The 19,709-nt window shown below is 58.9% G+C and carries 17 protein-coding genes and 1 pseudogene; 4 read left to right on the top strand and 14 right to left on the bottom strand.

The features are described 5' to 3' along the window. Positions 1-45 precede the first annotated feature (45 nt). Positions 46-393 (bottom strand): IS66 family insertion sequence element accessory protein TnpB, encoded by a 348-nt coding sequence (gene tnpB, locus PWG15_RS20200; protein ID WP_040679045.1) that lies wholly within the window; start codon positions 391-393, stop codon positions 46-48. Next, the gene (gene tnpA, locus PWG15_RS20195) at positions 390-731 is read right to left on the bottom strand and encodes an IS66-like element accessory protein TnpA (RefSeq protein ID WP_275022361.1); all 342 of its coding nucleotides are present in this window, start codon (positions 729-731) and stop codon (positions 390-392) included. The genes tnpB and tnpA overlap by 4 nt, the downstream gene beginning before the upstream one ends. On the opposite strand from tnpA, the gene PWG15_RS36565 reads away from it, so the two are divergent. After that, positions 730-1,077 (top strand): DUF6998 domain-containing protein, encoded by a 348-nt coding sequence (locus PWG15_RS36565; protein ID WP_425536721.1) that lies wholly within the window; start codon positions 730-732, stop codon positions 1,075-1,077. The genes tnpA and PWG15_RS36565 overlap by 2 nt on opposite strands. Positions 1,078-1,130: 53 nt before the next feature. Here PWG15_RS36565 and PWG15_RS20190 read toward each other — a convergent pair whose 3' ends face one another. Next, positions 1,131-2,909, bottom strand: coding sequence for an ATP-binding protein (locus PWG15_RS20190; protein ID WP_275022360.1), 1,779 nt, complete (start codon positions 2,907-2,909; stop codon positions 1,131-1,133). Beyond that, complete coding sequence (locus PWG15_RS20185; protein WP_275022359.1) at positions 2,906-4,039, bottom strand: SIR2 family protein; 1,134 nt, start codon at positions 4,037-4,039, stop codon at positions 2,906-2,908. The genes PWG15_RS20190 and PWG15_RS20185 overlap by 4 nt, the downstream gene beginning before the upstream one ends. A gap of 474 nt (positions 4,040-4,513) precedes the next feature. Here PWG15_RS20185 and PWG15_RS20180 point away from each other — a divergent pair, with 474 nt between their 5' ends. Continuing rightward, positions 4,514-7,435 carry a DNA methyltransferase gene (locus PWG15_RS20180; protein ID WP_275022358.1) on the top strand — a complete coding sequence of 974 codons (2,922 nt, stop codon included), beginning with the start codon at positions 4,514-4,516 and terminating at the stop codon, positions 7,433-7,435. Between the two features lie 70 nt (positions 7,436-7,505). On the opposite strand, the pseudogene PWG15_RS20175 reads toward PWG15_RS20180, so the two are convergent. Then, positions 7,506-8,147: pseudogene (locus PWG15_RS20175) on the bottom strand (magnesium chelatase domain-containing protein); the annotation flags it as partial. Between the two features lie 128 nt (positions 8,148-8,275). Further along, a complete protein-coding gene (locus PWG15_RS20170; RefSeq protein WP_275024472.1) occupies positions 8,276-9,310 on the bottom strand; it encodes a zinc-dependent alcohol dehydrogenase family protein in 1,035 nt (344 codons plus the stop codon). 128 nt (positions 9,311-9,438) lie between these two features. Between PWG15_RS20170 and PWG15_RS20165 the strand changes: the two genes are divergently transcribed. Then, positions 9,439-10,284 (top strand): LysR family transcriptional regulator, encoded by an 846-nt coding sequence (locus PWG15_RS20165; protein ID WP_275024471.1) that lies wholly within the window; start codon positions 9,439-9,441, stop codon positions 10,282-10,284. A gap of 94 nt (positions 10,285-10,378) precedes the next feature. Here the strand turns inward: PWG15_RS20165 and gshB are convergent, their stop codons facing one another. From gshB to rsmI, 8 genes are all read right to left on the bottom strand, one after another. After that, on the bottom strand, positions 10,379-11,326 hold the full coding sequence (gene gshB, locus PWG15_RS20160) for a glutathione synthase (RefSeq protein ID WP_275022356.1): 948 nt from the start codon (positions 11,324-11,326) through the stop codon (positions 10,379-10,381). A gap of 145 nt (positions 11,327-11,471) precedes the next feature. Further along, entirely contained in the window at positions 11,472-12,461 is a 990-nt protein-coding gene (locus PWG15_RS20155; protein ID WP_275022355.1) for an endonuclease/exonuclease/phosphatase family protein, read from the bottom strand. After that, complete coding sequence (locus tag PWG15_RS20150) at positions 12,458-13,573, bottom strand: sn-glycerol-3-phosphate import ATP-binding protein UgpC (RefSeq protein ID WP_275022354.1); 1,116 nt, start codon at positions 13,571-13,573, stop codon at positions 12,458-12,460. Before PWG15_RS20150 ends, PWG15_RS20155 begins: the two co-directional genes overlap by 4 nt. A 65-nt stretch (positions 13,574-13,638) precedes the next feature. After that, positions 13,639-14,481 carry a sn-glycerol-3-phosphate ABC transporter permease UgpE gene (gene ugpE, locus PWG15_RS20145; RefSeq protein ID WP_275022353.1) on the bottom strand — a complete coding sequence of 281 codons (843 nt, stop codon included), beginning with the start codon at positions 14,479-14,481 and terminating at the stop codon, positions 13,639-13,641. 10 nt (positions 14,482-14,491) lie between these two features. Further along, the gene (locus PWG15_RS20140; RefSeq protein ID WP_275022352.1) at positions 14,492-15,496 is read right to left on the bottom strand and encodes an ABC transporter permease subunit; all 1,005 of its coding nucleotides are present in this window, start codon (positions 15,494-15,496) and stop codon (positions 14,492-14,494) included. Positions 15,497-15,501: 5 nt separating this feature from the next. Continuing rightward, positions 15,502-16,800 (bottom strand): extracellular solute-binding protein, encoded by a 1,299-nt coding sequence (locus PWG15_RS20135; protein ID WP_275022351.1) that lies wholly within the window; start codon positions 16,798-16,800, stop codon positions 15,502-15,504. Between the two features lie 158 nt (positions 16,801-16,958). After that, positions 16,959-17,327, bottom strand: a complete 369-nt coding sequence (locus PWG15_RS20130; RefSeq protein ID WP_275022350.1) for a YraN family protein — start codon at positions 17,325-17,327, stop codon at positions 16,959-16,961. Continuing rightward, entirely contained in the window at positions 17,317-18,246 is a 930-nt protein-coding gene (gene rsmI, locus PWG15_RS20125; RefSeq protein ID WP_275022349.1) for a 16S rRNA (cytidine(1402)-2'-O)-methyltransferase, read from the bottom strand. Before rsmI ends, PWG15_RS20130 begins: the two co-directional genes overlap by 11 nt. Before the next feature lie 253 nt (positions 18,247-18,499). Here rsmI and dnaN point away from each other — a divergent pair, with 253 nt between their 5' ends. Next, positions 18,500-19,618, top strand: a complete 1,119-nt coding sequence (gene dnaN / locus PWG15_RS20120; RefSeq protein ID WP_275022347.1) for a DNA polymerase III subunit beta — start codon at positions 18,500-18,502, stop codon at positions 19,616-19,618. Positions 19,619-19,709: the final 91 nt, after the last annotated feature.

Genomic DNA, 19,709 nt, shown 5'->3' with positions numbered 1-19,709 from the left:
TAGCATTTCAAAGAACTTGTTGCGGAGTAATCGCCCTTCAGACGGTCACCCGGCACTGGTCGGGCGCCAGGTCTGTTGCGGGTTTCGCCAATCAATCCCCTCCAGCAGATAGGACATCTGACCGGCGGTCAGCGCGATCGCACCATCCTCCGTCGCCGGCCAAATGAAGCGGCCGCGCTCGAGCCGCTTCGCGTACAGCGATAGGCCGATCCCATCATGCCAAAGGGCCTTTATCAGTCGGCCGCTGCGACCGCGAAAGACGAAGACGTCACCCTTAAACGGATCGCGGCCGAGGCCCTCCTGCACCAGCAGTGCCAGACCCTGCATGCCCTTGCGCATGTCGCAGTGACCGCTCGCGATCCACACCCGCACCCCGGAACTGATCGGGATCATTTGAGCGCTCGCATGACCGCGGCTGCCAGCTCGCATGGCGCTGCCGCGCCAATCCTCACCTTCACGCCACTCGGGAAGTCCACGCACACGGCCGGCTCGGCCGCATCACCATTGTTCGGAACGTCAACGAGCTTGGCCGGGACGAACGCCGGACCGGCTTCCGGCGCCAAAGCTTGCCGTCGCCAAGTATAGATCAGCCCAGTCGCAACATCGAAACGGCGTGCGACTTCGCAAACCACCGCGCCTGGCGCGAAAGCCTCGGCCAGTATCTGGGCGCGATCTTCCAACGACCATCGCCGACGCCGCTCCGGCCCCGTCAGCAAAACTGCATGTCCCATGCTCAATGCACTCTTAAGTCCACTCTTAAGAGTGCAGACTCACGGGAGACGCGGAACTTCGCAAGGCGGTTCACGCCGGAGGGATACGAAACGAGTGGGGTTCCGAGGAAAGGCAAAATTACTGTTGGTCCTCGAAGTCAACGAGATGGCCCAGCTTCAAGAAGTCTACGCAGGGCCACTATCGGCTGCCCGGAAGATTGCAAAAAAGTCTAAGCGAGACCGGAAATTTACTGTTTCGCTCGTGCAATTACGAGCGCTAAACAAACATGCACTACCAGCTGTACGTTGCGGATTCAGTGATGCCTACACTCCGTATGTTGCGGCACCCCTGAAAAATGCGGCATAGCCTTGCTGTCGCTTGTGCTGACACCTCGTTCGGGGTGGCGGGTCAAGTTCACGCTAACTCCACAGTTCCTCCAAATCGACATCTCGGCTGTCCGGCTTCTTGTTGTCCGGAAGCCTGTCGACTTGCACCAGCATCGGGATGTCAAACGTTGTTCCCGTTATCACGCAGGCTCCTTGAGGCAGGTTTGGGATTTGACTGCGCGAAACACTATCCAGCGTGGAGATCGTATTCTCAAGGAGAGCTAAGTCTCGGTCATTGACCAAGCGATGGATAAAGAAATTGTGTAACTGAGATATGATTGTCGGAGAAATATCTGCGGGCCGTTGGCTAGCAAGGGTTATAAACATACCGAATTTTCGCCCTTCTTTGATAATCTCCTCGAACAACTCCAGGCGATAGTCTTTCCAACTTTCAGCCTCACGAACTGATTGCTGTGAAAGGATATTATGCGCTTCGTCGATTATAACATGCATGGTTGAATCGGGGGGCGACGAAACAGTCGCCTTATGTCTTTCGTAGAAATGTTTTGCAATTAGTAGCGGCAGTATTTTCTTTACATCCTGCTTGCAATCTCGAAGGGAGATCACGGTTATAGTCTCTGAATCGGTAGGCTCGGAGGAGACGGAAACGACCTTCGCGAAATCATCCTTCATCGCATCAATACGACGCAAAAGCGGATGAATATGCTCATACTGAACGGACCCGTACAGCACGTCCCGAATGATCTGGAGGTCGGAGCGAATTTGTAGCTCTTGAAAGCCGCCTATTCCGGTAGCGTCAATTTGCTTCGCTGCCTTTTCGAATCTTTCTCCATAAAAATCATTGTTCGAGCTGAGGTACTTCCAACTTCCGTCGCCATCGATAAAGTGAAATGAATCGTTTCCCTTCTTGAACCCTACCTTGTTCAAGGCTCCCAAAAGACTGTCATCAACCCCTAAGTCCCTAGCTAGCGCTTTCAAAAGCTCCAACGCTTCAGGTTTAGGTTCCTTGGAGCAGAGAACCTTCTGGAAGCTAGAAACGATATATCGTGATAGGCTGTCGGATAATGATATGAATTTTGCCCGACCTGCGATCAAGCGGCGAAGAAATGGTCTTTGCGTGTTTGCAGTGGCCTGGAATAGTATTCCGAGCGTTTCTGCGTCCCAAAACTCATTATCCGGTAGATGAAACTTGTCCCCGGAGCTTGTACGCGTTGACAATCGAATGACTTTCTTTCGATTGGCATTGGCCAGCTGATCGGCGGTATATTCACCATTGAAATCTAGAAATATAAACTTGCTTTTTTTAGATATTTTATCGAACTTGTTGTCAAACAAAACTGTGAAAAGTTTCGTGAGAGTATTCGATTTTCCGCTGCCCGTATTACCGAATATTCCGAAATGAGTGTTAAATATCCTTTGCCATGGCAGGGAAATTTCGATCCCTTCTTTCAACAGCGTTCCGATGGCAAAATTTTTACTCTCCTGTCTTTCGAAAATGCGACTGATTTCCGCCTCTGACAGCAAGCGTGCTGAATCACTGATCTTGGGCAGAAACTTGATGCCGTCTTTAAATTTTTCAGCTTCAAAGTAGCCAATCGGGCGTACTTTGAGCTTTCGAATGTAGCGTTGCTGCGCTCCCTCATATTCAATGTTTCGTTCGTCCAGATATTCGCCTTCGACAATGCAAACGACATCCCGGAATCCATGCTCAATCGCGATGAACTCCCTAATTGAGACGCCCTTATAGCGTTGGCCTTTGTAGAAATGCGTCTCTAAATTGGAACTGTCAAACGCGCGTAATGTCACCTCAATGCCAACGACCGCAATCACTTCGCCAATTGCTATCGTCATGGCTGAGCTTCAGCTGACGGCGGTTCAAGTGTAAGGACCTCTTCATTAAAGGCCTTGAAATTCAGGTCTCCTTCTACGCGGATAAGTTCTACGTTTTCAAAGCCTTCAAATTTCTTCAGAAGTGAGGCCTTCTCCTTATCACCGAAACAGCAAACGAACATTTTCAATGTCGGGTTTGAAAGAGACCTCTTGACCAAATTCAAGATATGCTCATCTGCAAACGAAAATCCAAATACGATAAAAACGGAATTCGGCTTTTCTAGTTCATAGCTGAGGAGGCGAAGTATCTGATAGTAGTGCTCGTCAAAAACGGTCTCGTGAAATTTCCATTTTGTTGGATTGACGATTGGCAGTTGTTCGTACTTCTTCCAAAACGCTTCAATTTGATCGACCGCAATGTTGATATCAAGCGAACTTATATCATCATCGCTCCTACTTTCATCATTCACAAGAGCATTGAAAGATTCAGACTCTATGCACGGCACTTCCGATACTCGCGTCTTTGCGCGAGCGAGGTCGTATGAGACTTCAATGTTCTCGCTATCGTCTTTGTACCAATACACTGAGCCATGCAACTGGAGCAGATTTAACTGTGGCACACTTTTGCTGTGTCGATCAAACACGCCTTGGTCACGGTAGAATCTGTTGAAATTCCTGGTGTACATGGTCCGCTTTATGAAACCAGAGCCTCCGTCATTTAGAACGAAGTCCGCGTGGCCCTGCCGCAACATCTGTTCTGATACATGCGCGATCAAACCATCGTAGTTCGTCGTGAAAATGTTGGCCCTATTCTGTTCTCCTTTCTTAGCGGTCAACGCCAACACGGTCTTGAGAAAGCGCTCGTAATTGTCCAGAACTTCCTTTTGAGTTGCGTCGAGCGATGAACCCGCACCGATCTGGAAATCTGAGGCTGGCTTGATAACCTCTTTCACGTACCAAGAAAAAATGAGCGTTTTTAACGCCTGGCTACTCTCAAACTGGGTAGCCAGGGTTTCAAGAGTATGAGATTCTTCGGCATCTTTTTTCTTGAGCCGAACAGCTAAGGTCGGCAACAAACCGTAGGATGCACCCGACCCGATAAGAAAATTTAGATTTTTATCAAATATATCGCTGCGGTTTATCTTGGACAAAGCTGCATCTCGTGCATTACGTGCGTTGAGCCGCAAACTACCACCTTCATCTTCCAGAAAGCAACGGCGACCCTACGGCCGCCTGACCTTGCCCCTAGTGGTCGTCGCGTCCAAATGCGAGCCGGACACTACTGTAGTCACTAATCACCGATATGTTCACCGCCCCGTAATTTTCGAATACAGCCTGCTCTATACGGAAGTAGTCACTGATAAATGTCGCCACGTCGTCGCCCCGACTAATGCAAGCAGAGATTACAGTGGGGCTGCAGTTTCTCAACTGCTTAATTCGATACGCGTGAAGGCATTGAACCGAGAGAGGCGAGCAATCTGTCGGTGCGATTTCCTGTCATCCCTTCAATGCACAATGGAGCAAAGTTAAGCCTAGAGCTATCGTGGATTGTTAGCGATTTCCCATTACGCTCGATCAGCCAAGCGGCTATTTAAGCGCCGCCGAATGCACATGGGATGGAATACGTGTCTAAAATCGTCGACGATCTTAAATCCTTTCAGGCATATGCCGCTTTACTCGACGGGGACGAAAAGGGCGAGGCCCAAGTCTTCTGTGACAGACTATTCAAAGCGTTTGGGCATGAAGGATATAAAGAGGCAGGCGCTACCCTAGAGTTTCGGATTAAGAAAAAATCGAGCAAAGGTACAAGTTTTGCTGATTTGATCTGGAAGCCTCGGCTTCTCCTAGAAATGAAGAAGCGAGGAGAGAAGCTTCAACTTCATTATTATCAAGCGTTCAATTATTGGCTAAACGCCGTTCCGAACAGGCCGCGCTACGTGGTCCTTTGCAACTTTGATGAATTCTGGATTTATGACTTCGACCGTCAGCTCGACGAGCCAGTTGACCGAATTACGATCTCCGAACTTGCCGTCCGCTACACTGCCCTAAATTTCTTTTTCCCAGAAGACCGACAACCGATCTTCAACAACGACCGGGAGGCGGTATCTCGCCGGGCGGCTGACCAGACAGCGGAACTTTTCCGCAGCTTGGTAGCAAGACCTCAAAAGGCTATTCCCCGGCAAGAGGCGCAACGCTTCGTGCTGCAGCTCGTGGTTGCTATGTTCGCCGAAGACATTGACATGCTCCCGGCTGGGACAGTTACGTCGATCATTCGCGATTGCCTTGAGCACGGCATGTCCTCTTATGACCTGCTTGGCGGGCTTTTCCGCCAGATGAACGACCCCAAACCGGCGAAGGGTGGCCGGTTCGTTGGCGTTCCCTACTTCAACGGCGGGCTGTTCGCAGAAGTCGAGGCAATCGACCTTACGCCGGGCGAAATGGCGCTTATAGGCGGCGAGGGAGGCGTGGCAACAAAAGACTGGTCAAAGGTCAACCCCGCGATCTTCGGCACGCTCTTTCAGCAAAGCATGGACGAAAAGCACCGGCATCAGCATGGTCGCCACTTCACATCCGAGGCCGATATTTTGCGCGTCATTGGACCCTGCATCGTTCGCCCTTGGCAAGCAAAGATTGACGCCGCGAAAAACCGCCAAGAACTTTTGGCGCTGCGGCGGGAACTATCAGAGTATCGCGTTCTGGACCCGGCGTGCGGAAGCGGAAACTTTCTCTATGTGGCATTCCGCGAACTAGCACGCCTCGATACTCGGCTCATGATGCGCCTGAAGTTGATGGTCAATAGCAAAGATTTTCTGAACCAGGCGAAGTTGCTGAGTGCAGTCAGCCCACGTCAGTTCTTCGGAATGGACAATGACCCCTTTGGCGTCGAGCTTGCAAAAGTGACCCTCATGCTTGCCAAAAAGCTTGCGTTGGACGAGGCAGTGGAGACTTTCGCTGAAGGAGAAGGCGAGTTTCAGCGGGGAACTAAGGAATTCGCGTTCCACAACGAGGAGGCGCTGCCCCTCGACAATCTCGACAACAACCTCCTTCTCGGCGACGCGCTGTTCATGGAGTGGCCGGACGCCGAAGTGATCGTTGGAAACCCACCTTATCAGAGCAAGAACAAGCTCCAAGAGGAGCTTGGCCCTGCATACCTGCACAAGCTCAGAGAGCGCCACCCGGAGGTGGATGGTCGCGCGGACTATTGCGTCTACTGGTATCGTCTGGCGCACGATCACCTGAAGGACGGACAACACGCAGGACTGGTCGGGACGAACACCGTACGACAGAACTACAGCCGCCATAGCGGTCTCGATTATATCGTTGGGAACGGCGGAACGATCACCGAAGCTGTCTCAAGTATGATTTGGCCCGGCAAGGCAGTCGTTCATGTGTCCATCGCCAACTGGGTGAAAGGGGACGCTCCGGGGCTGAAACGGCTCTATATCCAAGAGGGGAACATCATTAGCTCCGGCTGGCGCTTTGCTGACCTCGACCGAATTCCCTCCTCGCTTTCATTCGCGCTCGATGTCACGAAGGCCAAACCGCTTCTCACCAACGCACGCGGCGGCTGCCACCAGGGCCAGACGCACGGCCACGAAGGTTTTTTGGTCGCCAAGGAAGCGGCAGAGGCGCTGCTGAAAAAGAAGCCTGCTTACTCGGCGGTCCTAAAGCCATTTATGATCTCCGACGACCTGATGGGCGAAGAAGGCGGAAAGCCATCCAGATATGTGATTGACTTCACGGGTCTTGAGCTACTGGAGGCGAAGGAGTTTTCAGAGCTATTTTCTCAGGTCGAGAAGAGCGTTCTTCCTGATCGCATCAAGGCTGCTAAGAAGGAGGCCGAGCGGAACAAAGAACTTCTGGACGTTAACCCCAATGCAAAGGTGAACCGCCACCACGAAGGCTTTCTAAAACGTTGGTGGCAAATGTCCTATGCCCGCGCCAGCATGATTTCAGAGATAACCGAACTTCCACGGTATATCGCCTGCGGGCGGGTCACGAAGCGCCCGATCTTCGAATTCGTCTCACCGAGCATTCGACCCAACGACGCTCTAACGGTATTTTCTCACGCGGACGACTACACGTTCGGAATTCTCCAATCGTCAATCCATTGGCTTTGGTTTGTGGAGCGATGCTCTACGATCAAAAGCGATCCCAGGTATACGTCCAACACGGTCTTCGATAGCTTTCCGTGGCCTCAAGCACCGACCGCCCGCGCAATCGCGGACGTGGCGGCGGCGAGCTTGCATCTGCGTAATGAACGTCGCCGCCTGCTCGCGAAGCATAACATCACGCTTCGCGAACTCTACAGGTCCATAGAACTGCCGGGCGATCACCCGCTAAAAGTTGCGACGGCAGCGTTGGACGACGCGGTGCGTAAGGCATACGGGATGGCGAGGAAGCAAGACCCGTTGCAGTTCCTACTCGATCTCAATCTCGGCTTGGCAAAGCATGAAGCTGGCGGCAACGCGATCACCGCCCCCGGTTTGCCGCCCTTCGTGAAGAAGCCCGCCCAATTTGTTACAGCAGACTGCATCCAACCTTAGATGCCTAATCCTCGACCGTCTCGGGCATGGCAGGCAGAAGGCATCCGCGTTAATTAATGTAGCACAACGTTAGAAGATTGTGGTTGCCGGCAGCCGCCACCTCCAGCGCCCGCTTGGCGCTTTCCTGACCCTTGATGTCACCGAGGTCGGGCAGGTTGGCGGCACCCGAGCGGATCGCAGCCTCAGGCCGCGAGAGCACCTGTGTGCCGCGGAAATGATTGGCGATCGCAATCAGGCTGCGTGGAGCGAGGATGTCGATCTCGGCACCGGCCCAGGCCGCTTCCGCCCCGCTTTCGGCCGGGCAGATCAGCCCTTTGCCGAGCGCGTTGGCGCCGATCGCCGCCGGCAGCGCGCCGGCAACGGCGGCAATGGTGCCGTCGAGATTGAGTTCGCCGATGACGACATAGGGTGCAAGCGCATCGCCGGGGATGGCGCCGAGGGCCGCCATCAGGCCGAGCGCGATCGCCAGATCGAAATGGCTGCCTTCCTTCGGCAGATCGGCAGGGGCCAGATTGACGGTGACGCGTTTGGCAGGCAGAGCGAGGCCGGAGGCATGAAGGGCCGCCTGCACGCGCTCGCGACTTTCGGCCACCGCTTTGTCCGGCAAGCCGACGATCTGCATGCCGACCTTGCCGGGCGCGACCATGACCTGCACGTCGACCGGCAGTCCCTCGATACCCTGAAATGCGACCGTGCTGACACGCGCGACCATGTTTGCTCCCTCGCCCAGGCAGCCCATACTTGCGGGCGCCGCAACCGCCCTGGGTTGCAGGATGGAGCCTTGCACGGTTCACGCACAAAAACAAGAACAATTACAGAACATCGAGGGCAACTGTACGATCAGCACGCGTTTGCGAAGGGCTTGTCTGTTGCTTCGCCCGGCACCGCCTCGTAGCGCGGGACGTCCACGACGATCTTGCCGCGTGCGCTGCGGTCCTCGATCGCACTGTGGGCCGCCGCCACGCCACCCAGGGAAAAAGAACGGGGGTCGAGCGCAGGCACAAGCTTGCCTCCCTCGATCAAGCGCGTTGCCTCCGCCAGGATGGCACCGTGGTGTTCCCGTCCGACGCCAGTCAGAAGGGGCAGCAGCGAGAAGACGCCGGAATAGCTACCACCGCGGAACGACAAGGACGCCAGCGCGTGGTTTCCCCAGCCAAGGCAACTGACCACATGGCCGAAGCGACGGACCGCCTTGAAGGAGGCATCGAGAATGGCTCCGCCGCCGGTATCGTAGACGATGTCGAAGCCCTCGCCGCCGGCATGGGCGGAGACGTAGTCCTCGACCGTCTCGGCACGATAGTCGACCGCAGTCGCCCCGAGGGCTTCGACCATGTCCTTCTTCTCCGCACTTGCAGTGGCATAGACCTCGGCTCCAAAGGCCTTGGCGATCTGCACGGCGACGTGACCGACGCCGCCGGCGCCACCCTGGATCAGCACCTTTTGCTCGGCGCGAACGCCGGCGCGATCGACAAGCCCTTCCCAGGCGGTGATGAAAACGAGAGGGAGCGCCGCCGCCTCGCGGAAGCCGAAATTGGCCGGCTTGCGGGCCAGCAGACGTGCATCGACTGAGGCGTATTCGGCAAGCGATCCCTGGATGCCGCCGACGCCTCCGGTCATGCCGTAGACTTCGTCGCCGCAGCGGAATGCCGTTACATCCGGGCCGACGGACTCGATCACGCCGGCGAGATCTATCCCCAGAATGGCCGGCAGGGGATGCCTGGCGTGCGCGGCCGCGCCAGCGCGGATCTTGATATCCAGCGGGTTGACGCCGCTTGCGTGGACCCGCACCAGGACTTCGCCGGGGCCGGGCTGCGGCCGCGCGATCTCAGCCAGCCTGAACGGGCCGCCATGGGTTTCGAGCAAGGCTGCCCGCATCGTCTTTTGCTTCTCAGACATCCGTCTATCTCCGTCGCGCTGTTGACGAGGCGAAGATGGGCGCAGATGTTTCCGTTTGAAACTTACAACTTTGATTGAAATTCATTCAAAATTGCATGGGCAACGAGATGGACTGGAGCGACATCAAGATCTTCCTGGCAATCGCGCGAAACGGCACGCTGGGTGCGGCGGCGCGTGCGCTGGGACAAAGCCAGCCGACCATGGGTCGCCGGCTGAAGGCGCTGGAGGAAGCGGTTGGCCACGCGCTGTTCCAACGCACGAGCGAAGGCTTTGTCCTGACCGACGAAGGTTCGGCGGTGCTGGCGCATGCCGAGCGCATGGAAGAGGACGCACTTTCGTTCGAGCGGGAGCTGGATGGCCAGAGCAAGCAGCTTGAAGGCACGGTGCGGATCGCCAGCTCGGAGTGGTTCGGAACCCATGTGCTGACGCCGATCCTCGCAAAGCTCGTGGCCGATCATCCGCGGCTGACGGTCGAGCTTTTGACCGACGCCCGCATCTACAGCCTTGCGCGGCGGGAGGCGGATCTGGCGTTCCGGATCACACCTTTCAAGGAGAGCGGCATCATCCAGCGCAAGCTGACCCGGCTCGACTACGGGCTCTATGGCGCGCGCGGCACCGAGCAACCAAAGCCCGGCTCAGGCCTAGGCTTCAGGCTCGTGACGATGGACCATGCATTCGAGACATTGCCCGACGCGACCTGGCTTCGCGAGACATTCCCTCAGGCGAGTATCGGCTTTCGCAGCAACAATCGCGAGGTTCAGGCGAAAGCCGTCCTCTCCGGCGCCGGCATCGCGGTGCTGCCAAACCTTTTGGCGGGGCAGATCGCCGGTCTGGCTCGTATCAACATAGACCTGTCACCGCCGGCGCGAGACGTCTGGGTGGGGTATCACGGCGACCTCAAGCGCCTGCGGCGGCTACGGGTCGTGTTGGACGCAGTGGTCGACGGGCTCTGATCCGGGGGCCGAACACAGTCTCGCCAGGCCAATACGAGTGCGGGGTCGGCGGGCGCTTATGCCCGCCTTCTTTCAGTCAGCGATTGCTTCCGCCTCAGGCGCGCTTGCGCTCGATCGCATCCCAGAGAAGACTTGCGACGTCCGCACCGCCGAACTTCTTCACTTCGCGGATACCGGTCGGAGACGTGACGTTGATCTCCGTCATGTAGTCGCCGATGACGTCGATGCCGACGAAAAGGAAGCCGCGGGCTTTGAGCGCAGGCGCAATGCGGGCGCAGATTTCCTTTTCGCGCGCCGTCAGCTCCGTCGGCTCGGGGCGGCCGCCGGCATGCATGTTGGAGCGGGCGTCGTGTTCGGCCGGAACTCGGTTGATGGCGCCGACCGGCTCGCCGTCGACGAGCAGGATGCGCTTGTCGCCCTTGCGCACCGCCGGCAGGTATTCCTGGGCGATGAAGGGCTCGCGGAACATCTGGCCGAACATCTCGAGCAGCGATGACAGGTTGCGGTCGTCACGGGTCGAATGGAACACACCAGCGCCGCCATTGCCGTAGAGCGGTTTCAGGATGATGTCGCCCATCTCCTGGCGGAAGCTGGCAATCTCGGCGGGGTCGCGTGTGATCAGCGTCTTCGGCATCAGGTCGGCAAATTCGGTGACGAAAATCTTCTCCGGCGAGTTGCGCACCCAGGCCGGATCGTTGACGACCAGCGTCTTCGGATGCAGGCGCTCCAGAAGATGGGTCGAGGTGATGTAGGCCATGTCGAAGGGCGGGTCCTGGCGCAGCAGGATGACGTCCATGGTCGAAAGATCGACGCGCTCGGCTTCGCCAAGCGAGAAATGGTCACCCTTGACGTCGCGCAGCGTCATCTGCTGCACGCTTGCATAGACCTTGCCGTCGCGCAGCGACAGTTTTTCGGGCGTGTAGTGGAAGAGGCGGTAGCCGCGCGACTGTGCTTCAAGGCTCATCGCGAAGGTGGAATCACCTGCAATGTTGATGCCCGACACATGGTCCATCTGGACCCCGACATTGACGATTTTCGCCATCTTCCCGTCCCCATTGGATCACGGACACCCGTGATCGATTTCAAACCGCCAAAGCGGAACGGCAGCAGAAACCGCTTGCCGCTCTGCTCTGCAAAAGCCCTCGACATGTAGAATGCGGGCGGGCCTTAGGCAAGGAGAGGTGCGGCTATTCGAAGCCTTCGACGACACAGGTGATGAGATCGTGATCCGAGAGCGGCCGACCGGACGGATCGAGCGAGGGAATGATCCTGGTCTCGCCGATCTTCAGACCGCGGGCAAGGAACCAGTCGAGCTTCATCGCGCGCTCCGGCCAGCGGGTGATCAGGCTCGGCCGGGTGGTCATCACCTCGAGCGGGCCGCCGTGACGGGTAAAGCCGCGGGCAGCGCTCATGGCAAAGAGCCCCTCGGCCTCGAAGTCGCCGCCGGCATGGTTGCCGGTGTTGAGATCGCCGCCGATCAGCACGGGGATGCCGGGGAACGCTTCGTCGAGCGCATCGATCAATTCCTTGACCTGGCGCTCGCGATAGACGGCGGTCGTCGCACTTTCGAGATGGGTGGAGACGGCGACCAACGGACCGGCCTCGGTCTCGATGACGGCGCCGATCGCGAAGCGTTCGCCAAGGCGCGGCTGTTCGCCGTCGGTGAACCAGAGCCGCTCGCCCCAGAGGCGCAGCATGAAGGGCCGGCCAAGCGGCACTGAGGCCATCAACGCGTTGCCGTGGAAGCCCTTGGCGTTGAAATCGTCCTCGCAGAATTCGCGCTCGGTGTCAGAGCCGAGACCCAACTCGATGAACTCGATGCCATAGGCGTATTGCATGCCGAGTGCGGCAGCCACTTCGGCGGTCGGATGGCGCTGGCCGGTGCGGGCCATGCCGTTGTCCATCTCCGAAAGCAGGACGACCGGAGCGCCCGTTGCGACCAGATGTGCTGCACTTTCCGCCGGGAACAGACAGCGCTCCAGGTTCCAGGCAGCGACAGTGAACGGAAAGGCGAGCGGCGTATCCGACGAAGGCGCACCGCCGACCTCGACGCTGTTCATCTCCGGGCGTGCAGCCATGGCTGCGTCATGGGCTGCGATGGTGCGCACGATCTCGGCAACCCCAGCACGGATTTCAGCTGACGGGACTGAAAGTTGGTCTACGATCTCACGGATCACGATGCGGTCTCCAGACGGGGGCTCTGCACCGACAGATCATCGCCTGCGAAGGACGTGCCGCGCTCCAGCCGCTTGCCGTTCTCGGGCGAGAAGAAATGCAGACGGTCAACCGCGATCGTCACGGCGAGATCGCCGGAAAGCGGCGTTTCGGGAGAGAGCGCGATGGTGAGCGCCTGCCCCTCGATGGTGCCGTGCACGAGCCGCTGGGCGCCGAGCTCCTCAACGTAATCGACCTGGAACAGCATCGCGTCCTCACCGGCGCTCGCGAGCTTCAAATCTTCAGCGCGCAGGCCGACTGTAACCGGACCTTCAACCGGGGCGTGACCGCCAAGTTCGATCCTGTAGAGGCCGATCTGCAGGTTGCCGCCTTCGATCTGGCCCTTGATCAAATTCATGGCCGGGGAGCCGATGAAGCTCGCGACGAAGGTCGATGCCGGGCGGTGATAGACGTCGAGCGGACGGCCGATCTGTTCGATGCGACCGCCGTTCAGCACCACCAGCCGGTCGGCGAGCGTCATCGCCTCGAGCTGGTCGTGGGTGACGTAGAGCGAGGTCGTGCCGAGCCGCTTCTGCAGGCGCTTGATCTCGCCGCGCATGGAGACGCGCAGCTTGGCGTCGAGGTTGGAGAGCGGTTCGTCGAAGAGGAAGGCCGCCGGCTTGCGCACGATGGCGCGGCCCATGGCGACGCGCTGGCGCTGGCCGCCGGAGAGCGCACGGGGTTTGCGGGAAAGATAGGGCTCAATCTCCAGCATGCGCGCGGCTTCCGCCACACGAGCATCGATCTCGGCCTTCGGCGTCTTGCGGTTTTTGAGGCCGTAGGCGAGGTTGTCGTAGACGGTCATGTGCGGATAGAGCGCATAGTTCTGGAAGACCATGGCGATATCACGCTCGGCGGGATCGACGTCGTTGATGACGCGCGCGCCGATGGTGACCGTGCCCTTCGAAATCGTTTCCAGCCCCGCGACCATGCGCAGAAGGGTGGACTTGCCGCAGCCCGAGGGACCGACGAGCACGATGAATTCGCCGTCCTCGATGTCGATCGAGACGGATTTCACCGCCTCGACATTGCCGTGATAGATCTTCGAGACCTCGGCGATGGTAATGGCCGCCATGGCTGCCTCCGTAAATTTGGTGTCGTTTCAGGAGCGGGCGAAACTTTGTCCCGCCTCAGCTCCGCTTACTTGTCGCTTTCCGTCAGACCCTTGATGAACCAGCGCTGGAAGATCACGACGATCATCACCGGCGGCAGCATGGCGAGGATCGCCAGCGCAAAGGCCTCGTTATAGTCAGGGATGTTCGAGCCGACCCAGACGAGCAGAATCTGCTTGATGCCGCGCACCAGCGTGAAGAAGCCCTCGTCGGTCGTCATCAAGGTAGGCCAGAGATACTGGTTCCAGCCGTAGACGAACATGATGATGAAGATCGCAGCCATCATGGTGCGCGACAGCGGCACCAGCACATCGATGAAGAACTTGAACGGCCCCGCACCATCGATGCGTGCCGCCTCCAAGAGTTCGTCCGGCACCGACTTGAAGAACTGGCGGAAGTAGAAGGTGCCGGTGGCCGAGGCCAGCAGAGGCACGATCAGGCCGGTATAGGTGTTCGTCAGCTTCAGCGTGTTCATCACCTCGTAGGAGGGAAGGATGCGCACTTCGAGCGGCAGAAGCAGCGTCGTGAAGATCACCCAGAAGAAGAAGGTGGCGAGCGGAAAACGGAAATAGACCAGCGCATAGGCGGCCAGCATCGACAGCACGATCTTGCCGACGGCAAAGCCCAAGCCGAGGATCATCGAATTCAGCATCATGTTGAAGCCGGTGATCTTGCCGGTGAATCCGCCCTGACGCGTCAGCACCGTCTTGTACGTCTCGACGAAATGGCCGCCCCAGCTGAGGCTGAGGCCGTTGCGGTGAATGTCGGCTGCCTCATGCGTCGAGGTCATGAAGGCGACGACAACTGGCGCCACCATGATGAAGACGCCGAAGAGCAGGATGACGTGGTCGAAAATCTTGGTGCGATACATCGGTCCCACCTCAGTTGTAGTGCACGCGCCGCTCGATGAAGCGGAACTGGAAGATGGTGAGCACGAAGACGATCAGCATCAGGATCACCGACTGGGCCGAAGAGCCGCCGAGATCGTTGCCGCGGAAACCGTCCATGTAGACCTTGTAGACAAGGGTGATCGGGTTGTTGGCGGCCTTGTCCTTCACCATCACGTCGATGACGCCGAAGGTGTCGAACAGCGCATAGGTGACGTTGATGATCAGGAGGAAGAAAGCGGTCGGCGCCAAGAGCGGCAGGATCACCGTCCAGAAGCGGCGGAAGCCGGAGCGGCAGTCGATCGCCGCCGCCTCGCGCACCGAGACTGGAATGCCCTGCAGCCCTGAAAGGAAGAAGATGAAATTGTAGGGGATCTGTTTCCAGACCGAGACGACCACCATGGAAAAGGCAGTGTCGAAATAGTTCAGGCCAACCTTGATGTCCCAGCCGAACCAGCGGGCAAGCTCGACGATCGGGCCGATATGCTGGTCGAAGAACATCATGCCGATCAGGCCCGCAACCGGCGGCGCAATGGCATAGACCCAGATCAGCAGCGTCTTATAGGCCGCGTTGCCGCGGATGACGCCATCGGCCTTGACGGCGAGCAGCAAGCCGATCGACAGCGCGAAGAAGGTGACGAGGGCCGTGAACACCGCGGTGAAGCGGGCAATGCCGAGATACTCGCCGGATTTCAGCACGTCCGTATAGTTGGTCATGCCGACGAAGGTCGAGCCGAAGCCGAAGGGGTCTTCGAGATAGAAGGACGACTGGATCGCCTGAACCGACGGCCAGTAGAAGAAGATGAAGATGATCGCGAGCTGTGGCGCGAGAAAAAGGTAGGGCAGGAACGGCGAGGCGAACTGCACGCGCTTGGCGGTACTTTCACCTCCGCTATTCGACTGGCCACCGAAAAGCCGGAAGGCGCCGAAGCGACGCCCCCGGGTTTCAGTTCCGGTCCCTCCCCGCGCTGCGGGGAGGAGATCTGTCGCGGTCGTCATGGAGATCAGCCGGCTGTCTTGGCGAAGCGGGCGAGAAGTTCGTTGCCTTCCTTCTCGATCGTGTCGAAGGCGTCCTTGACGGTCGTTTCGCCCGAGAAGATGCGGCCGTATTCGCGTTCCATGATTTCGCGGATCTGCGGGTAGAAGCCGAGGCGGTAGCCCTTCGACCAGTCACCGGCCGGCAGCAGCAGCTGCTTGATGCCGACTTCGGCAACCGGCTTTTCCTTGTAGTAGCCGTCCTTTTGGGCAAGCTCGTAGGCTGCCTTGGTGATCGCCACATAGCCGGTGGCCTTGTGGTAGAAGTACTGGATCTCAGGCGAGGTCAGGAACTGGAAGAAGTCGGCAACGCACTTGTTTTCTTCATCCGACTTGCCGGACATGGCAAACAGGGCAGCGCCGCCGATGAAGGAGTTGGTGCCGGCGCCCTTGATCGAGCCCCAGTAGGGCAGGAAGGTTGCCGAGAACGGCATCTGTGCCGTCTTCTGCAGGCCGCCGAAGGAGCCCGACGAACCGATCCAGAACGCAGCCTTGCCTTCTTCGAAGACCTTCTGGTTGTCGTTCCAGCCGGCGCCGTAGAAAGCGAAGTAGCCTTCGTCCTTCCAGGCCTTGAGCTTGTCGAACATCATGATGAGGTTCGGGTCGGTGACCTTCAGCTGCGTGTCGACGACGGCGTCATAACCGTTGTTGTTGGTGGCGAACTGGATGTTGTTGCGCGAGAAGAAGTTCTCGGTGAACTGCCAGGTGAGCTGCGACTGGACGAGCGGGATGTAGCCGGCTTCCTTCAGCTTCGGGGCAACGGCCTCGAACTCTTCCCAGGTCTTCGGCGCTTCGACGCCGGCCTTCTTGAGCGCCTCGTCGTTGATGTACATGATCGGCGCCGACGAGTTGAACGGCATGCCGACGAACTTGCCTTCGCTGTCGGCGTAGAAATAGCGCACGCCGTCGATGAAAGCGTTGCGGTCGAAATTGTGGCCGGCCTTGATGATCAGGTCCTCGGCCGGGATGACCGCGCCCTTGGCGTTGATGATGGTGGCGGCGCCGGCGTCAAACACCTGCAGGATGTTCGGCTGTTCGCCCGAGCGGAAAGCGGCGATGCCGGATGCGAGCGCCTCTTCATAGGTGCCCTTCGAAACCGGGGTCAGCGCGCAGGCGCTCTGGGCTTCGTTGAACTTCTTGGAAACTTCGTTGATGACTTCGCCGTTGCGGCCGGCCATGCCGTGCCACCAGGTGATGTTGGTGGCGGCAAACGATGAGGTTGCGGAAAAAGCAATAGTAAGGGCTGCGAGCGAAAACTTCTTGAACATGACTGTCCTCTCCACCGGATTAGGGATGGCAGTGGACTAGTGACCTTCAATGACAGGCCTGTAACGCTTTTATGTCGGAACGATTACAAATTCGCGATTTTGTTCCAAGACGAGGCAAGACGGAACATCGCAATCATTTCTCCTCATCTCACCGCGGTTCAAAAGGCATCCGGCAGATGCCGCGGCCATCCCCAGGGCGTCACTGTGACGATGTCGTAGCGTATGGAAAGCCGGCTGAAATCCGGTTGCCTGGCCAGCCAGAGATCGCTCGCCGCGCGAATGCGTCTTTGCGCCGTGGCCGTCACAGCGAAGACGCCATCCTCGGCCGAGCGGCGGGCCTTGACCTCAACGCAGGCGATCAGATCGCCGCGCCTTGCGATGATGTCGATTTCACCGAGCTTGGTGCGATGGCGCATGGCGACGATGCGGTAGCCTTTCAGCAAAAGACAAAGTGCGGCGCGATACTCCGCCAGCCGCCCCCGCTGGAGTGCCTTCAGCCGTCGCCTATCGCCACCGTTACTCGCCATGGCGCTCCTTCAGCTGCAGCAGCCGATCGTAGAGCTCCTTGCGCGGCAAGCCCGTCTGGCGGGCGGCTTCGGTTGCCGCTTTGCCTGCCGGCATGTCGGCAACGAGCCTTGTCAACAGCGCGTCGACATCGGCGGCCTCCGGCTCCGGCGCCGCATCTGGCGGTCCGATGACAAGCACGATCTCGCCTTTGACCGCGCCTGCCTCTTCATAGTGGGCGGCAAGCTCGCCGAGCGTGCCACGGCGGAACTCCTCGAAGGTCTTGGTGAGCTCGCGGCAGACGGCGGCCCTCCTCCCCTCGCCCAGCACCTCGGCCGCGGCGGCCACGGTCGCGGCGATGCGGTGCGGCGATTCAAAGAACATGATCGTCGCCGGCACGGTCGCGAACTCCCTGAGGCGATCGCGTTTCGCCTTGTCCTTGGTCGGCAGGAAACCGGCAAAGAGGAAGGCATCATTCGGCAGGCCGGAGCCGACGAGAGCCGCAAGCGGCGCCGATGCGCCCGGGATCGGCACGACGCGATACCCGGCCTCGATCGCAAGCTGCCCCAGCCGATATCCCGGGTCGGAAACCAGCGGCGTGCCGGCGTCGGAGACGAGCGCCACCGATCGCCCTTCCGCGAGTGCTGCCAGCAGCCGGGGTCCGGCCTCGTCGGCATTGTGCTCGTGGTAGGCGTAGGGCCGGTTCACAATGCCATAGCGGTCGAGCAGCACGCGCGTGACCCGTGTGTCTTCGCACGCGAGAACATCGGCGCCGGCCAGCGTCTCCAGCGCGCGCAGGGTGATATCGCCGAGATTGCCGATCGGGGTCGCCACCAGATACAGCGCGGCATCGAGCGGGCGAGCTGGAACGCTGACATTGTGCAGGCGATAGCTGCGTTCTCTCTGCCCGCCTGATGGTTCCGATGTCTTCTGCTTTTCCACCTGTAACGTCCTGATTGTGCTTATCGACGCGCCTATCCGGTCTTTATGAGTGAGCCGGCATGGCAGGGCAAGGGCACGGCAACGGCCCAGCGCGCTGCATCTGGGGACAGACCCCCTCAAACCCCTTGCTTTCCGGGCGCTGTTTCTGCCATTTTGCCGGTCCACAATCTTTCCGGTCGGTCGGCCGGGACACTCGCAGTTGACGCTCAGGCGGGCGCCTCGTCCGCCGGGCAATGGTTGAAAGCGGCATCCCATGCGCATTACTCTCGAGCGGTCCAACCTCCTGAAATCGCTGAACCACGTGCACCGCGTGGTCGAGCGGCGAAACACGATCCCGATCCTCTCGAACGTGCTCTTGCGTTCCGACGGTGCGAGCCTCGAGATGAAGGCGACCGACCTCGACCTCGAAATCACCGAGGCGACGCCGGCGCAGGTGGAACAGGCGGGCGCGACCACCGTGCCGGCGCATCTGCTTTACGACATCGTGCGCAAGCTGCCCGACGGTTCGGAAGTGCTGCTCGCCACCAATGCCGAAGGCACGGCAATGACCGTTGCCTCAGGCCGCTCGAAGTTCTCGCTGCAGTGCCTGCCACAGTCGGACTTCCCGGACCTGACCGCCGGCAGCTTCTCGCACTCCTTCCGCCTCAAGGCGACGGACCTCAAGATGCTGATCGATCGCACCCAGTTTGCGATCTCGACCGAGGAAACCCGCTACTATCTCAACGGCATTTTCGTACACACCGTCGAGAGCAAGGGCGAACTGAAGCTGCGCGCCGTCGCAACCGACGGCCACCGCCTTGCCCGGGCCGACGTCGAAGCGCCGTCAGGTTCCGAAGGCATGCCGGGCATCATCATCCCGCGCAAGACCGTCAGCGAACTGCAGAAGCTGCTCGACAATCCGGACCTCGTCGTCACCGTCGAGGTGTCCGATGCCAAGATCCGCCTCACCATCGGCTCCATCGTCATGACGTCGAAGCTGATCGACGGCACCTTCCCGGACTATCAGCGCGTCATCCCGGCCAATAACGACAAGGAACTGCGTGTCGATTGCCAGTCCTTCGCCCAGGCCGTCGACCGCGTTTCGACCATCTCGTCCGAGCGCGGTCGTGCCGTCAAGCTGGCGCTGAACGAAGGCCAGATGACGCTCACGGTCAACAATCCGGATTCGGGCAGTGCTACCGAAGAACTGCCCGTCGGCTACGAACACGATCCGCTCGAGATCGGCTTCAACGCCAAGTACCTGCTCGACATCACCTCGCAGCTGACCGGCACCGACGCGATCTTCATGTTGGCCGATCCGGGCTCGCCGACGCTGGTTCGGGATCTTGCTGCCGAAGACGCACTCTACGTGCTGATGCCGATGCGCGTGTAACCGGGCCTGACGCGGCGCGAAATGCCAACCCGTCACGCCCGCGCGTGGCGGGTTTTTTGTTGATCGATCCATCCGGCGGCTGTTGATAAGG

The sequence above is a fragment of the Ensifer adhaerens genome (genome assembly GCF_028993555.1).
Lineage (GTDB): Bacteria > Pseudomonadota > Alphaproteobacteria > Rhizobiales > Rhizobiaceae > Ensifer > Ensifer adhaerens_I.
The sequence above is the reverse complement of the archived record's forward strand: the minus strand, read 5'-3'. Positions and strand labels throughout refer to the sequence as shown.

Bases quoted from the DNA above. Each gene is read 5' to 3' on its own strand.
- PWG15_RS20165 (WP_275024471.1), top strand. From the start codon at position 9,439: ATGGACTGGAGCGACATCAAGATCTTCCTGGCAATCGCGCGAAACGGC.
- gshB (WP_275022356.1), bottom strand. From the start codon at position 11,326: ATGGCGAAAATCGTCAATGTCGGGGTCCAGATGGACCATGTGTCGGGC.
- tnpA (WP_275022361.1), bottom strand. From the start codon at position 731: ATGGGACATGCAGTTTTGCTGACGGGGCCGGAGCGGCGTCGGCGATGG.
- PWG15_RS20130 (WP_275022350.1), bottom strand. From the start codon at position 17,327: ATGGCGAGTAACGGTGGCGATAGGCGACGGCTGAAGGCACTCCAGCGG.
- ugpE (WP_275022353.1), bottom strand. From the start codon at position 14,481: ATGTATCGCACCAAGATTTTCGACCACGTCATCCTGCTCTTCGGCGTC.
- dnaN (WP_275022347.1), top strand. From the start codon at position 18,500: ATGCGCATTACTCTCGAGCGGTCCAACCTCCTGAAATCGCTGAACCAC.
- PWG15_RS20190 (WP_275022360.1), bottom strand. From the start codon at position 2,909: ATGACGATAGCAATTGGCGAAGTGATTGCGGTCGTTGGCATTGAGGTG.
- PWG15_RS20140 (WP_275022352.1), bottom strand. From the start codon at position 15,496: ATGACGACCGCGACAGATCTCCTCCCCGCAGCGCGGGGAGGGACCGGA.
- PWG15_RS20135 (WP_275022351.1), bottom strand. From the start codon at position 16,800: ATGTTCAAGAAGTTTTCGCTCGCAGCCCTTACTATTGCTTTTTCCGCA.
- PWG15_RS20170 (WP_275024472.1), bottom strand. From the start codon at position 9,310: ATGCGGGCAGCCTTGCTCGAAACCCATGGCGGCCCGTTCAGGCTGGCT.
- PWG15_RS36565 (WP_425536721.1), top strand. From the start codon at position 730: ATGCTCAATGCACTCTTAAGTCCACTCTTAAGAGTGCAGACTCACGGG.
- tnpB (WP_040679045.1), bottom strand. From the start codon at position 393: ATGATCCCGATCAGTTCCGGGGTGCGGGTGTGGATCGCGAGCGGTCAC.
- PWG15_RS20150 (WP_275022354.1), bottom strand. From the start codon at position 13,573: ATGGCGGCCATTACCATCGCCGAGGTCTCGAAGATCTATCACGGCAAT.